The organism is Roseovarius roseus (genome assembly GCF_043355935.2).
Classification (GTDB): Bacteria; Pseudomonadota; Alphaproteobacteria; order Rhodobacterales; family Rhodobacteraceae; genus Roseovarius; species Roseovarius roseus.
In genome coordinates, this window is record NZ_JBHFPE020000009.1 from 15,286 (window position 1) to 28,645 (window position 13,360).

The 13,360-nt window shown below is 64.9% G+C and carries 9 protein-coding genes; 3 read left to right on the plus strand and 6 right to left on the minus strand.

Translation table 11 applies throughout. From position 1 onward, the window contains the following. The first annotated feature begins 111 nt into the window (after positions 1–111). Positions 112–3,738 carry a hydantoinase B/oxoprolinase family protein gene (locus tag ACEWPL_RS13580; protein ID WP_393934564.1) on the plus strand — a complete coding sequence of 1,209 codons (3,627 nt, stop codon included), beginning with the start codon at positions 112–114 and terminating at the stop codon, positions 3,736–3,738. A gap of 38 nt (positions 3,739–3,776) precedes the next feature. On the opposite strand, the gene ACEWPL_RS13585 is transcribed toward ACEWPL_RS13580, so the two are convergent. The 5 genes from ACEWPL_RS13585 to ACEWPL_RS13605 all read right to left on the minus strand — a co-directional run bounded on the left by ACEWPL_RS13585 (position 3,777) and on the right by ACEWPL_RS13605 (position 11,397). After that, positions 3,777–5,555 carry a TRAP transporter permease gene (locus ACEWPL_RS13585; RefSeq protein WP_393934563.1) on the minus strand — a complete coding sequence of 593 codons (1,779 nt, stop codon included), beginning with the start codon at positions 5,553–5,555 and terminating at the stop codon, positions 3,777–3,779. A gap of 52 nt (positions 5,556–5,607) precedes the next feature. Beyond that, the gene (locus ACEWPL_RS13590; protein WP_393934562.1) at positions 5,608–6,564 is read right to left on the minus strand and encodes a TAXI family TRAP transporter solute-binding subunit; all 957 of its coding nucleotides are present in this window, start codon (positions 6,562–6,564) and stop codon (positions 5,608–5,610) included. A gap of 224 nt (positions 6,565–6,788) precedes the next feature. Continuing rightward, entirely contained in the window at positions 6,789–8,033 is a 1,245-nt protein-coding gene (locus ACEWPL_RS13595) for a c-type cytochrome (protein WP_393934561.1), read from the minus strand. Further along, entirely contained in the window at positions 8,033–8,590 is a 558-nt protein-coding gene (locus ACEWPL_RS13600) for a (2Fe-2S)-binding protein (protein ID WP_393934560.1), read from the minus strand. The genes ACEWPL_RS13595 and ACEWPL_RS13600 overlap by 1 nt, the downstream gene beginning before the upstream one ends. Then, complete coding sequence (locus ACEWPL_RS13605; RefSeq protein ID WP_393934559.1) at positions 8,587–11,397, minus strand: xanthine dehydrogenase family protein molybdopterin-binding subunit; 2,811 nt, start codon at positions 11,395–11,397, stop codon at positions 8,587–8,589. The genes ACEWPL_RS13600 and ACEWPL_RS13605 overlap by 4 nt, the downstream gene beginning before the upstream one ends. Before the next feature lie 217 nt (positions 11,398–11,614). On the opposite strand from ACEWPL_RS13605, the gene ACEWPL_RS13610 reads away from it, so the two are divergent. Continuing rightward, complete coding sequence (locus tag ACEWPL_RS13610) at positions 11,615–12,316, plus strand: cytochrome c oxidase assembly protein (protein ID WP_393934558.1); 702 nt, start codon at positions 11,615–11,617, stop codon at positions 12,314–12,316. Then, complete coding sequence (locus ACEWPL_RS13615) at positions 12,310–12,822, plus strand: CopD family protein (protein WP_393934557.1); 513 nt, start codon at positions 12,310–12,312, stop codon at positions 12,820–12,822. Before ACEWPL_RS13610 ends, ACEWPL_RS13615 begins: the two co-directional genes overlap by 7 nt. On the opposite strand, the gene ACEWPL_RS13620 is transcribed toward ACEWPL_RS13615, so the two are convergent. Next, on the minus strand, positions 12,792–13,307 hold the full coding sequence (locus ACEWPL_RS13620) for a DUF2231 domain-containing protein (protein WP_393934556.1): 516 nt from the start codon (positions 13,305–13,307) through the stop codon (positions 12,792–12,794). The genes ACEWPL_RS13615 and ACEWPL_RS13620 overlap by 31 nt on opposite strands. Positions 13,308–13,360 lie beyond the last annotated feature (53 nt).

Sequence of the window (13,360 nt, forward strand, 5' to 3'; positions counted from 1 at the left end):
TGACAGCCACCGGCCCCGTCCACCCTTGGGCACCGGCCAAGTCAGGTTGACGGGACGTTGTTAATTTGTCAACGTTTTGTGATTCAGCCGCAGCAACGGGAAGGAAACGGAATGGTGACGCATCCGCACGCAGGACGCTGGGATTTCTGGATTGACCGTGGCGGCACCTTTACCGACCTGATCGGCAGGGCGCCGGACGGGACCCTGTCGGCGAAAAAGCTGCTGTCCGAGAATCCCGAAGCCTATGAGGATGCGGCGATCGAGGGCATCCGGCGGCTGCTGGACGTCGACGGCGCGATCCCGCCCGAGCGTGTGGGCACCGTGCGCATGGGCACGACCGTTGCCACCAATGCGCTGCTCGAGCGCAAGGGCGACCGGACCCTGCTGCTGATCACCAAGGGGTTTCGCGACGCGCTGCGCATCGCCTATCAGGACCGTCCCGACATCTTTGCCAAGGAAATCGTGCTGCCGGAAATGCTCTATGACCGGGTGATCGAGGTCGACGAGCGCGTGCGCGCCGACGGTACCGTGGAACGTGCGCTCGACACCGATACGGTCGCCGATGCGCTGAAAGAGGCTAAGGCCGACGGGATCGACGCGGTCGCCATCGTGCTGATGCATTCCTGGACCGCGCCCGCGCACGAGCTGGCGCTGGAAGAGGCCGCGCGCGACGCGGGGTTCGGTCAGGTTTCGGTCAGCCACGAGGTCTCGCCGCTGATCAAGCTGGTCGGGCGCGGCGATACCACGGTGGTCGATGCGTACCTCACCCCCATCCTGTCGCGCTATGTGCAGCAGGTCGCAGATGCGCTGGGGGCCACGCCCCCGGACGAGGAGGGGCCAAGCCTGCAATTCATGATGTCCTCGGGCGGGCTGACCGCCGCCGACCGTTTCAAGGGGCGCGATGCGATCCTGTCAGGACCGGCAGGCGGCGTGGTGGGCATGGCACGCACCGGGCAGATCGCCGGGCATGACCGTGTGATCGGCTTTGACATGGGTGGCACCTCGACTGATGTGGCGCATTTCGATGGCGCGTTTGAGCGCACGTTCGAGACGCAGGTCGCCGGGGTGCGGATGCGCGCGCCGATGCTGCAGCTACACACCGTCGCCGCCGGTGGCGGCTCGATCCTGCATGCCGATCCGGGGCGCTTTCGCGTCGGGCCGGACAGCGCGGGCGCCGATCCGGGGCCAGCCTGCTACCGGCGCGGCGGGCCGCTAACCGTGACCGATGTGAACGTCATGCTGGGCAAGCTGAACCCCGACTGGTTCCCGGCCATCTTCGGCGAGGGCCAGGATCAGTCGCTGGACCGCGATACCGTGGCCGCGCAATTCGAAGGGATCGCCGAGCGCGAGGGCAAGCGCCCCGAAGTCGTGGCCGAAGGGTTCCTGCGCATTGCGGTCGAGAACATGGCCAACGCGATCAAGAAAATCAGCGTGCAGCGCGGCTATGACGTCACGCGCTACCTGCTGAACGCTTTTGGTGGGGCAGGCGGGCAGCATGCCTGCCTGGTCGCCGACGCGCTGGGGATGGAGCGGGTGCTGATCCATCCGCTTTCGGGCCTTCTGTCGGCCTATGGCATCGGCCTCGCCCGTGTGACGGAGGCGCGCCAGAAGGGCCTTGAGGTGGCTCTGGACCCAAAGGAGACCGGGATGGTCGAAGAGGCGCTGGACCGCCTCTCGGATGAGGTGCGGGCGGCGTTGGCCGCGCAAGGCGTGAGCGACGGTGACATGAGTTTCGCGCGGCGTCTGCACCTGCGCTATGCGGGCACCGACACCGCACTGCCGATCGCCTGGGACGGAGACGCGGCCAAGGCCCGCGCCGCGTTTGAAACTGCGCATGAAGCCGAGTTCGGTTTTGCCGATCCGGACGCACGGCTGGTGATCGAATCGGCTGAAATCGAGGGTCAGGCTGCCGATCCTGCCGCCGACCCCGAACCCGAGGCGAGCCCCGAGCGTGCCGAGGCCGAGATCGTGGCAACGGTGCCGATCTTTTCCGGTGGCGAATGGCATGACGCCGCCGTCGTGCGCCGCGAGGCCCTGACGCCGGGCCGCTACATCGCCGGCCCCGCGCTGGTGATCGAAGCGAACCAGACCGTCGTGGTCGAGCCAGGCTGGAATGCCGAGGTCAGCGCACACGACCATATCGTCATGACCCGCAGCGAAGCGGCGCGCCGCGACAGCGCCGTCGGAACCGAGGCCGATCCGGTGCTGCTGGAGGTGTTCAACAACCTTTTCATGAACATCGCCGAACAGATGGGCGTTGCGCTTCAGAAAACCGCGCGCTCGGTCAATATCAAGGAACGGCTCGATTTTTCCTGCGCGGTCTTCGACGCGGAGGGCGCTCTGGTTGCCAATGCGCCGCATATGCCGGTGCACCTTGGCTCGATGGATCGCAGCGTCGAGACGATCATCCGCCTGAACGAGGGCAATATCCGCCCCGGCGATGTCTATGCGCTGAATGCGCCCTATAACGGCGGCACCCATCTGCCCGACATCACCGTTGTCACACCGGTCTTCGACGATGCGGAAACGGATATCCTCTTCTGGGTCGCCTCGCGCGGGCATCATGCGGATGTGGGCGGGATCGCCCCCGGCTCGATGACGCCGCGCGCCACGAAGGTGGACGAAGAGGGCGTCTTGATCGACAATTTCAAGCTGGTCGAGAAGGGGCGGTTCCGAGATGGTCCTCTGCGCGAGCTGCTGACCGACCATCCCTATCCGTGCCGCAACCCGGACGAGAATACCGCCGATCTCAAGGCGCAGGTCGCGGCCAACGCACGCGGCGTGGCCGAGCTGCGCCGCATGATCGGCGATTTTGGGCTGGACGTGGTGCAGGCCTATATGGGCCATGTGCAGGACAACGCCGCCGCCGAGGTCGCGCGCGTGATCGGGCGGCTGTCGGATGGCGAATACGTCTATCCCACCGACACCGGGCAGGAAATCCGCGTCAAGCTGACCGTCAACCGCGAGGCGGGCGAGGCGACCGTCGATTTCACCGGCACCTCCGACGTGCGCGAGAACAACTTCAATGCGCCCGAGCCGGTGACGCGCGCTGCGGTGCTCTATGTCTTTCGCGTGATGGTCGAGGCGGATATCCCGATGAATGCGGGCTGCCTGCGCCCCGTCAAGATCATCGTGCCCAAGGGTTGCATGCTGTCGCCGGAATATCCCGCCGCCGTCGTCGCGGGCAATGTCGAGACCAGTCAGCACGTGACCAACGCGCTTTTCGGCGCGCTGGGCGCCATGGCCAATTCCCAGGGCACCATGAACAACCTGACCTTCGGCAACGCCCGGCATCAGTATTACGAGACGCTCTGCTCGGGCAGTCCGGCGGGCCGCATGAATGACGGGCGCGGCTTTGACGGGACCGACGGTGTGCATGTCCACATGACCAATTCGCGCCTGACCGATCCGGAAATCCTGGAGCTGCGCTATCCGGTGGTGCTGGAATCCTTCGGGATCGACGTGGGGTCAGGTGGCAGCGGCAAATGGAGCGCGGGCGACGGGACCACGCGGCGCATCCGCTTCCTCGAGGATATGGACCTTGCAATCCTGTCATCCCATCGCGCCCGACCGCCCCAGGGCGTCGCAGGGGGCAACGCAGGGCGATGCGGCCGCACCGAGATCCACCGTGTGGTTGGCACGGTCGAGGAACTGAAAGCCGCCGACCAGACCGAGATATCGGCCGGTGATGCGGTCGTCGTGGTCACGCCAACCGCCGGCGGTTTCGGGGAGGGCTAGCCTCTTGGGCCCGGCCCCCTCGTGGGGCCGGGGCCGCGTCAAGCAAAAAGAACGCCCGAGAAGCAGGCCGCTGCGCCGACGGCGCTCAGCATGATCCGCCGCAGCCAGCCGGTTCGCCCGATCAGCGCATAGGACAGGCATGACAGGCCGGTGCCGATCATGGCAAAGGCCAGCAGTGCGCCTGCCGTGCGGGTCGAAATGCGCAGGAGGTCAGGGTTCGCGATCATTGCCAGCGGGATGATGTAGAGCCCGAGGCCCAGCGCCATGGCCGTCAGCGCCACCTTCAGCCAGTTTTCACCGATCATTCCCGCCGCGATGAAGACGGCGCCGCAGACCGGCGGCGTGATGGTCGAGAGCAGGGCGAACCAGAAGACGAAGAGATGCGCCTGCAAGGGCTCCAGCCCCAGCTCGGTAAGGGCGGGGCCGGCGACCGATACGCAGATCACGTAGGCGGCGGTGGTCGGCACCTCCATACCTAGCAGAAGGCAGGCCAGCGCGGTCAGCAGAAGCGCAGGCCAGAGCGCCCCGCCCGAGCCCGAAAGGATGATCGAGGTGATCTTGATGCCCAGCCCGGTGACGCCCAGCACGCCGATGATGATCGACGCGCAGATGATGATGGCGGCGATCATCGCGACCTGCTGACCGATGGCGATCATGGCGCTGCCCATCCGCACGATCCCCTGCGCGAGGTTCATCCGCGGCGTCGCGTCGAAGAAGAGCGCCGCGCCGCCCGCGAAGATCGCCAGAACGGCGGCATATTGCGGCGTGAAGCCCAGCGCGAACATCGCGATCAGCAGGACCGAGAAGGGCACGAGGAAGAAGGCTGAGGTGATCAGCACCATGCGCCGGTTCGGGCGCTCATCCTCGGGCACGGATTGCAGGTCAAACCGCTGCGCATAGGCGTTGATGCCCATCCAGACGGTCAGAAAATAAAGGATCGCGGGCGGCAGCGCGGCCATCATGATCTGCGTGTAGGGCACGCCCGTCAGCTCGACCATCACGAAGGCTCCGGCGCCCATCAGCGGCGGCATGATCTGCCCGCCGGAGGAGGCGACGGCCTCGACCGCGGCGGCAAGGCGCTTGGGGTAGCCCAGCTTGGTCATCGCCGGGAGGGTGATCGCCCCGGTCGAGGCGACATTGGCCGAGGCCGAGCCCGAGATCGATCCGAAGAGCGCCGACGACAGGACCGACACCTTGGCCGCGCCGCCCGTCAGACGCCCCGCGGCAGCGGAGGCGACGTTCATGAAGCCTTGCCCCGCCTCACCCGCGTTCAGCACCGCACCGAAGATCACGAAGATGGCGACGACGCCCACGGACACGCCCGTGAGGCTGCCCCAAAGCCCGCCCTCAGCGATGACAAGCGTGCCGAGGAAGCTGCGCAACGGCGTGCCTGCATGGCCGAATTCGCCCGGAATATGTTGGCCGTAGAGGCCGTAGAGCAGCGCGCAAAGCGCCACCAGCGGCAGGGGCCAGCCGATCATGCGGCGTGCGCCCTCCATTGCGATGAGCAGAAGCGCGAGGGACAGCGCGACCTGGAATCCATCCTCGAGAAAGCCGTATTGATCGCGCAGCATTTGGTGGTTGAAAGCGATCCAGAGGCAGCCAGCGATGCCGACCCCCGTCGGGACAAGGCCGGACCACCATCCCGCCCGCGTTTTGGCGGCATAAAGGAACACCCACGGCAGGATCAGCGCCATGTGCAGCGGACGCGCGACGAGATTCGGTACCAATCCGTAAAAGATCAACCCGATATGAAACGCCGCAGAAAGCGCGCCGAGCGCGATCCAGATACCGGCAGAAATGGGGGAGGGGGGCATTATCAAATTCCAGGCGCCTTGCCCCTGCGCAGGGCGGGGCAAGGCGCGGGGTTTACTTGTGCGCGTCGCTCAGCGGCGCGCCGATTTCCTTGTAGTAGCGGATCGCGCCGGGGTGGATCTGCGTGGTGATGTTGCTCAGCATGTCGGTCGACACGCCCGCCCACCATGCCGCGTCCTGCGCCATCTTCTCGCGAGTCTCCCAGTAGATCTTGGTCAGGGTATAGGCCGTCTCATCGTCCATTTTGGTTGTCGAATAGGCGACGACGGGCAGGGAGGTGGTGGTGATGTCCTCGTCTTGACCGGTATAGGTGCCTGCGGGGATGGTCAGACGCGTGCGACCCGATTCCTCGATTTGCTCGTCGGTCAGCGACAGCACGTTGACTTCGGTCGAGGCCGCCGCTTCGATCACGTTTGGCGCGGGAAAGCTGCCTGCAGTGACGAAACCGTCGATCTGGCCGTTCTTCAGCGCGTTCACCGCGTTCGACAGCTCGGAATCCGCTATGTTCACCTTTCCCTCCAGCCCGAAGAGCGAGATGTATTTCTCGCCCTCGGTCGCCCCGAACGAGCCGCTGCCCAGTAGGATCGTCTTGCCTTCCATGTCAGCGAAGGTCTCGGCGCCGCTCGCGTCGGACATGACGAAATGCATGGTCAGCGAGGGGATCGGGAAAAGCGCGCGGATGTCGTCGAAGGACGGATCGCCCTTGCCCTCGAACATCGCCTTGCCGCCCTGCGCCAGCCCGACCAGCGCGGGCGGCGTGGTAAAGACGTAATCGGCGCCGCGTGTGCGCACCTCCATCACGTTCTGCACCGAGCCCTGGCTTTCCTCGACCGTCACGGCGATATCGCCATCGGTGCCGGCCTTCGTCGCCTCGGCAATCTGGACCGCCATCTGGAAATAGGACGATCCGGCCTTGGCGGATTTGTAGGTGATGCGGGTCTCGGCTGAGGCGCTTGCCGTCATCATCAAGGCGGCAGCCGCAGCTGCGCCGATTGATTTCATGAATGTCATTGGTTCTCGCTCCCTTTTCGCTGGCGGCGAGAATCGAGGTTTGGCAGCGGAAAAGCAAGCGCTGCTCTAAAAGGATTGCTCTTTTCAGCCCGCGCCGAATAAATGCCAGGCTCTTGTCCAGCACGCCCAGTATGGCACCGGTTGTCGGCGCGCGCGCTGAAATGGCTCCATGGTCCAGATCATACGCTCACACAGCCGACTGGCGTCATGCCCGGTGCGGACCCTCACATTGCGTCGATGCCCCATCTTGCGCGCAGGTAGTCGCTCAGCGCCTCCAGTTCGGTTTCGCTCAGGCGATGTTCGAAGGCCGGCATTTCCTGCATCCGCAGATAGCCGCTCAGACGGCGGGCGGGAATGCCCTCGCGAATGACGCGGTGCAGGTTCAGCGGGTCCTGCAGCATGAGAGTCGTATTGCCCTTCATCGGGACCGATCCGAAGGGCTGGCCGGCCCCTTCGGTGCCGTGGCACCCGGCGCAAAGACCGACATACAGCTTGCGCCCCTCGGGATGCGCCTCGGCGGCGGCGACGTCATCCGGCGGGGTGGCGGGCCGTGGCATGTTTGAGGTCAGATAGCCCGTCACCGCATCGATATCGCGCTCGGACATGTATTTCGTCGAGTGGCTGAGCACCGGGAACATGCGGAATGTCATCACGCCCTGCGGGGCGAGCCCGGTGGAGAGGAAATGCGACAGATCGTCCGGCGTCCATGTGCGCTGGGAGAGGCCTGCGGGTGTTATGTCGGGCGCCACGGCGCCTTCGATGACCGTGCCGGCCAGATGCGCGCCCGTCTTGGCATAGGCGAGGTTGCGAGGCGTGTGGCATTCGCCGCAATGACCCAGAACGTTGACAAGGTAGTCGCCCCGCCTGTCCTGCCCAAGCGCGTCGCCACCTGACAGGCCGGGGCCAGCATCCTCCGGGGGATCCGGGCGGAAGAGGACATTCCAGAAAGCGATCAATGGCCGCAGATTGAGGGGAAAGGGCATCTCGAGGTCGCGGTTCGGCTTGGCCACCGGAGCCTGCGCCATGAGATAGAGATAGAGCGCATCCACATCCGCCCGCGACACCGCGTGGTAGGATGTGTAGGGCATGGCGGGGTAGAGGCGCCGTCCCTGCGGCGCGATGCCGTAGACCATGACGCGGTAGAGATCATCGGCGCTATAGCCGCCGATACCGTACTCCTCATGCGGGGTGATGTTGGTGCCGTAGATCACCCCCATCGGCGTCTCCATCGGCGTGCCGCCCGCCAGCGCCAGCCCATCCTCGCTTTCGTGACAGGCAGCGCAATCGCCGGCCTTGGCGACATATGCGCCCTGGGCGATCATCTCGCCGCGTTCCGTGTCGCTCAGGCTGGCCAACTCGCGGCTGGGCGAAGGGACCGGGCCGGCGCCGCTGAAGCCGAAATAGATCACGGCGGCCAGGGCCACCCCGGCCAGCACGAGCGCCGCAAGAATGCGCAGCGCGGTCTGCATCAGCTTTCCTCCGCGCGGCTGTCGCGGGTCAGGCCCGGCGTGGACAGGATGACGTCCCGCGTTGCCTTAAGATAGCGAACATAGCCGGTGCAGCGACAGATATTCTCGTTGAGAGCTCGCAGCACAGTATCTTCGACGTCGTCCACGGCAATCGGATCCACCTCCAGCCGTTCGACCAGTGCCTGCGCGGCGGCGACGAAGCCGGGCGTGCAGTAGGAGCACTGGAACGAGAAGTGATCGAGAAAGGCCTGCTGAACGGGCGTCAGCGCGATGACCTCGCCATCCGGTCCCGTCTCGGCATGGCCTTCGACCGTGCGAAAGCTGCGCCCGTCGGCCCATGCGACGCCGGTGATGCAGGCCGGCAGGACCTCGGCGCCGCCGGGACCGTCATGGATGACCGAGCATGCCCGGCAAACGCCCTGACCGCAGCCATAGCGCGTGCCGGTCAGGTTGAGATACTCGTGCAGAAATTCCAGCAGCATCAGGTCTTCGGGCACTTCCACAGGGTCGATCTGCGCGCCGTTGATGGACATCGAGACGGTTATCATGGCACTCATCGTATCACCTCCTTGATCCTTTCCGCGGTGATCGGCGTGCGATCAAATCGGTGGCCGATGGCATGATGGACAGCGTTGCCTATCGCCGCGACGATGGGGATCATGACGACCTCGGCGATGCCCTTGGGCGGATCGGTGGGCGACAGCGGCTCCAGCACGGTCGCGCTTTGCGCCCAAACCGCGACATCCTCGGCGCGGGGCATGCGGTAGCGGTTGAAGTTCCAGGTGCCGTTGCCCGGCCCGTCCTCGTATAGCGGCATTTCCTCATAGAGCGCATGCCCGATCCCCATCGCGATGCCGCCCTGAAGCTGACCGGACACAAGCTCGGGCACGATCTGCCGGCCGCATTCCAGCCAGGAACGGTGGTTGAGCACTTTCACCTCGCCAGAGCCGGTATTGACCGACAGCTCCACCAGCGTGGCGCAGGGGGCGTAATAAGTGACGGCGGCATTGTTGCGCTGGACCGGGGGATAATTGACGCTGAGCCGCGGCTGAAACGCATAGCCGCCATCTTGCATCTGCGCGCGTTTTTCGGGGCCTGCGCCATCGCCCCACCGTACCGACAGCGCATCGATGGGTGCGGTGAGCCGGGTGCCGTCCACCTCGAACTCGGCCCGCGCCCAGGCCCAGCGGTTGAAGGTGTGAACCGTGACGCCGGTGATGAACCCGCGCTCATGCGCGCGCCGCGACAGATCCTCCAGCGGCAGAGGGTCCAAACCCCCGGCCACCAGATGCCCGCCGCGCCATTCGGCCTCTTCGCGCCGAACATATAGCGGGCCGGCCTGACCGCCGCCGATCCCCTCCTGCCAAAAGCTGAGCGCAGCCTTCCAAAGGCCCAGCTCGAACAGCAGGCGCGCGGCCTCGGTCGTGGCATGGGTAAAGTAATAGGCCGAATTCGAGGCGCTGCGCGGCGACGTGATGCGCGGCACCCACCGGGGGTTCCGGGCCAGCTCATCCTGCTTTTCCTGGCTCATCGTGTAGGGCTCGTTGGTCGCTTCCAGCGGCATGCTGGGCCAGTCGATGACGGCAAAGTCGACACTGTCGGCAGGCTTGCCCAGCAGCGCCTCGGTTACCAGCATTTGCGATGTCGTGGCCCCGCAGCCGATTTCCGACGCGACATGGCGCATGTGCAGATGCCCGTCCGGAGACAGCTCAAGCTGCACTAACGCGGCCTCGGCACCGGTGCCGTAATCCTTCTGAACGCAGGAAAAACCGACGCCATAGCGGTATCCGGGATTGGCGGCCTCGAACTCGGCCTTGCGGTCCGCGCGCCCGGTCCAGATCGGATCCTTGGCGGCGGCGTCCAGCAATTCGGCCGCGCGCAGATGACCGCCGGGAATGGCGCCTTGGGTATTCTTGTTGCCGCTCCGGATGACGTTGATGCGGCGCAGCTCGATCGGGTCGTGGCCCAGATCCTCGGCTACCTCGTCGACCATCAGCTCCATCGCCACCATGCTTTGCAGCGTGCCATACCCGCGCATCGAGCCGGCGGTGGGCGCACGGCTTGCATCGACCTGCACGGCCAGATCGCTTTTCGGCAGGTAGTAGATCGATTGCAGCGCGGTGGCCGAAACCTGACCCACTGAGGGGCTGAAATTCTTGACCCCGCCGCCATCGGCGCGCTGATCGCTTGCCAGGCTGCGAAACTCGCCGGTCTGGCGATCGACGGCCAGCGTGATCTCGGTATCGAAAGGGTGGCGCTTGAGCGCGCCCTGAAAATGCTCCCACCGGTCCATGGCCAGCCGCACGGGACGTCCGTCGCCATAAAGCGCGGCCATGGCGACGTAATAGGGAAAGACGTGGTGTTCCTTTTGCCCGTAGCCCACGGTGTAGCCGGGATGAAAACGCAGTTCGGACAGATTGAACCGGCTGGCACGCACCATCTTCTCGATATGGTCGGCATTCGTCCAGGGTGACTGCGTTCCAGTCACGACATGCAGACGGCCATTTCCGGCGTCATACCACGCGTTGCCGTTATCCGTCTCCAGGGCCGCTGGATCCACATATTGCGAGCTGTAGCGGCGCCGGTAGACCTTCCAGGTCTCGGGCGGGTTTTCAAGCTCGCGCCGCAAGTCCGCCGAGAGCGCCATCGCCTTGCCGCCCATGTCTCCTTCGGAATCCTCCGCAGGCCACTGGGCCTTGCCATCCTTGAATTCGGCAAAGAGCGTGCCGTTCTTCAGCGGCGAAAAGACGTCTTCGGCGTCCCGCGCCGCGCCGCCGATGCGCACATATCGCGTGGCGCCATACGGGGTCCGCCGAGGCGCCTCGGCGGCGTCGCCCCAGATCAGTGCGTCCTCGGTGAATTTCAGGCGGGCCTTGGCGGCACGATAGCGCGCGTAGTCGTGATAGATCAGCAGCGCGGCGGGCTGACCCAGATATGTTGGCACCTCGCCGGGTTCAGCAAAGAAGACGCCGTAAAAGTCCTTCTCGACCATTTCGACCCCGTCATTCTGCAGGGTCTCGGCGGTCACCAGCGCATCGGGGCGCAGCTCCTCGCCCAACGCCTCGACGGTGACGCCCTGAAACACCCGGTCAGCCTTGGGCAGTCTGAGAAGAAAGGCATGCGCCTGTTCGTCAGGCCAATCCGGCATATCCCGGGCGCGGATATCAATGGCAAAGACCTTGTTGCCGGTGACTTTCGGGATGCCGTCTTGGCGGAAGCGGACGCGGCCGTCCTTGCGCCATCCGGGGGGGTGCAGCTGACGCTCGGTCTGAAGTCCGGCCAAGGCCTGATGAAGGGGTATGACACTGACGGCGGCAGCGCTTGTGCCAACTTTCAGAAATCCCCGGCGCGACATGTTTGGCATGATAGGCCTCTCCCATAAGGAATACGCATTTGGCGACGGATCGTTCCGCGTACCGCCAAATTTATGCGCGAATTGTCGCATCACTCCTTGAAAACACCCTTCCAAGCGCGGCACCTTTGGTTGCAGGCAGACCCCGCCGCGCGGAACCAAACTGATCGGCAAGCGTTTATGCCTGCGGCATAAATCATGTGATCGCATGTTGAAGGAGATCGGGAAGATGGACGGGATCTACTGCGGGGCGCCGCCCCCACCGGCGGATCTTTGGGCAAGTTGGAACCTCGATCCCGTGCTCATCGCAGCCCTGGCGGTCCTGACCGTCGTCTTGCGCCACAAGCCCACGGGGCTGGCCGCCGTGGCTGTCATGGTGCTGGCCTTCGTCTCGCCGCTTTGCGCCTTGTCCTCGGCCCTGTTTTCGGCGCGGGTCGTGCATCATGTTCTTTTGGTCGCCGTTGCGGCGCCTCTCCTGGCCTTCACGTTCCGGGCCAGGGCGGCAGGCGGCATCGCCTTGCCCTTCGTGGCATCGACCCTGGTGCTGTGGGGCTGGCATCACCCGCTGTCCTATGACGCCGCCCTGTCGAATATGGGCGTCTACTGGATGATGCAGCTTAGTCTGCTTGGCACCGCCATCTGGTTCTGGTGGGCTGTCTTCACTGCCGAGCATGCGCCGATTGACCGTCTTTTCTTCGTCATTGGCGGTTTCGCCCAGATGGGGATGCTGGGCGCAATCCTGACCTTTGCGCCCTCGCCGCTTTTTGCCGCTCATGCGTTTGCGCCTTTCGAATGGGGTCTGACGCCGCTTCGGGATCAACAACTGGGCGGGCTGATCATGTGGGTGCCTGCGGGAATTCCCTACGCCTTGGCGGCTGCGATGATGGCGCGGCGCAGCTGGGGGCAACTTACGGGGCGCGCGGCGTGCTAGAGTGGCTGCTCGCGCTCATCCCGATCGTCAAGGTTCTGCATGTCGCCGCGCTGGTCATATGGTGCGGCGGCCTTCTTGCCCTGCCGGTGATGCTTGCCCGGCACGACCCGGCGGTCATGGCCGAGGATTATCGCCTCATCCGTCATTCCACACATATCACCTATACGCTTTGCGTCACGCCAGCCGCCGTCATTGCCGTGATTGCGGGGACATGGCTCATTTTCCTGCGTGAGGCGTTCGTGCCGTGGCTTTTTGCCAAGCTTGCCTTCGTCGCACTTCTGCTGGTCGCCCATGTCTGGATCGGCCATATCCTTGTAAAGGTCGCGGAGAAACCCGAGCATCACGCACCGCCGCGACCGCTTTTGCCAGTGACGGCGGTGATCCTTCCCATCATCGCGATCCTGACCCTTGTTCTGGCCAAGCCGGCACTGGACTGGGTTGTCTTTCCGGACTGGCTGCTTGAGCCGAGGGGCGGTCAGTTTCCCTTCGAAGTGCCCAATCGATAATCGAAAACGAGCTTGCCCCCATGCCATCCCGTGAAGCTGACAATCAGCGCGCAAAGCCCCGAGAGGAGGATGCCGTAGGGCAGGACCGCCTCTTCGTAACCATAGAGCCGGTAGCCCCAATTCGCGCCGAGCAGGGCCAGAAGGGTGACGGCGATGATGAAATGCGTCCATGCGGGCGCGCGCGCGCGGATGCCGGAGACGAGCAACAGCTCCGCCGTGCCCGACAGCCCGGCAAGCATCCCAAAGAGGAACCCCGTGCCCGCCGCCCAAAGCGCCGCCCGCGCCCAGAACGTATCGCCGGTCCACCAGTAGAGGATATCGGCGCCCAACAGGCAAAAGGTCAGCGCCACCGGGAAGGCAACGGTCATGGCGTGGATCGGGTGCCCCAGCACGGCGATACGCGATTCCGTCTGATCGAATCCCGGCATCTCGCTGATCGGGTCGATCAGCTCTTCGGTTTCCTTGTCATCTCTCTGCGTCGCCATGGCGTCCCCTTCCTACGGCTTCTCATCCTCGGGACAACGCTTACCGCGCTTTC

What these genes read in the sequence shown, in the direction of transcription:
- ACEWPL_RS13595 (WP_393934561.1), bottom strand. Translation starts at nt 8,033, where the DNA reads ATGCAGACCGCGCTGCGCATTCTTGCGGCGCTCGTGCTGGCCGGGGTG.
- ACEWPL_RS13610 (WP_393934558.1), top strand. Translation starts at nt 11,615, where the DNA reads ATGGACGGGATCTACTGCGGGGCGCCGCCCCCACCGGCGGATCTTTGG.
- ACEWPL_RS13600 (WP_393934560.1), bottom strand. Translation starts at nt 8,590, where the DNA reads ATGAGTGCCATGATAACCGTCTCGATGTCCATCAACGGCGCGCAGATC.
- ACEWPL_RS13605 (WP_393934559.1), bottom strand. Translation starts at nt 11,397, where the DNA reads ATGCCAAACATGTCGCGCCGGGGATTTCTGAAAGTTGGCACAAGCGCT.
- ACEWPL_RS13620 (WP_393934556.1), bottom strand. Translation starts at nt 13,307, where the DNA reads ATGGCGACGCAGAGAGATGACAAGGAAACCGAAGAGCTGATCGACCCG.
- ACEWPL_RS13590 (WP_393934562.1), bottom strand. Translation starts at nt 6,564, where the DNA reads ATGACATTCATGAAATCAATCGGCGCAGCTGCGGCTGCCGCCTTGATG.
- ACEWPL_RS13585 (WP_393934563.1), bottom strand. Translation starts at nt 5,555, where the DNA reads ATGCCCCCCTCCCCCATTTCTGCCGGTATCTGGATCGCGCTCGGCGCG.
- ACEWPL_RS13580 (WP_393934564.1), top strand. Translation starts at nt 112, where the DNA reads ATGGTGACGCATCCGCACGCAGGACGCTGGGATTTCTGGATTGACCGT.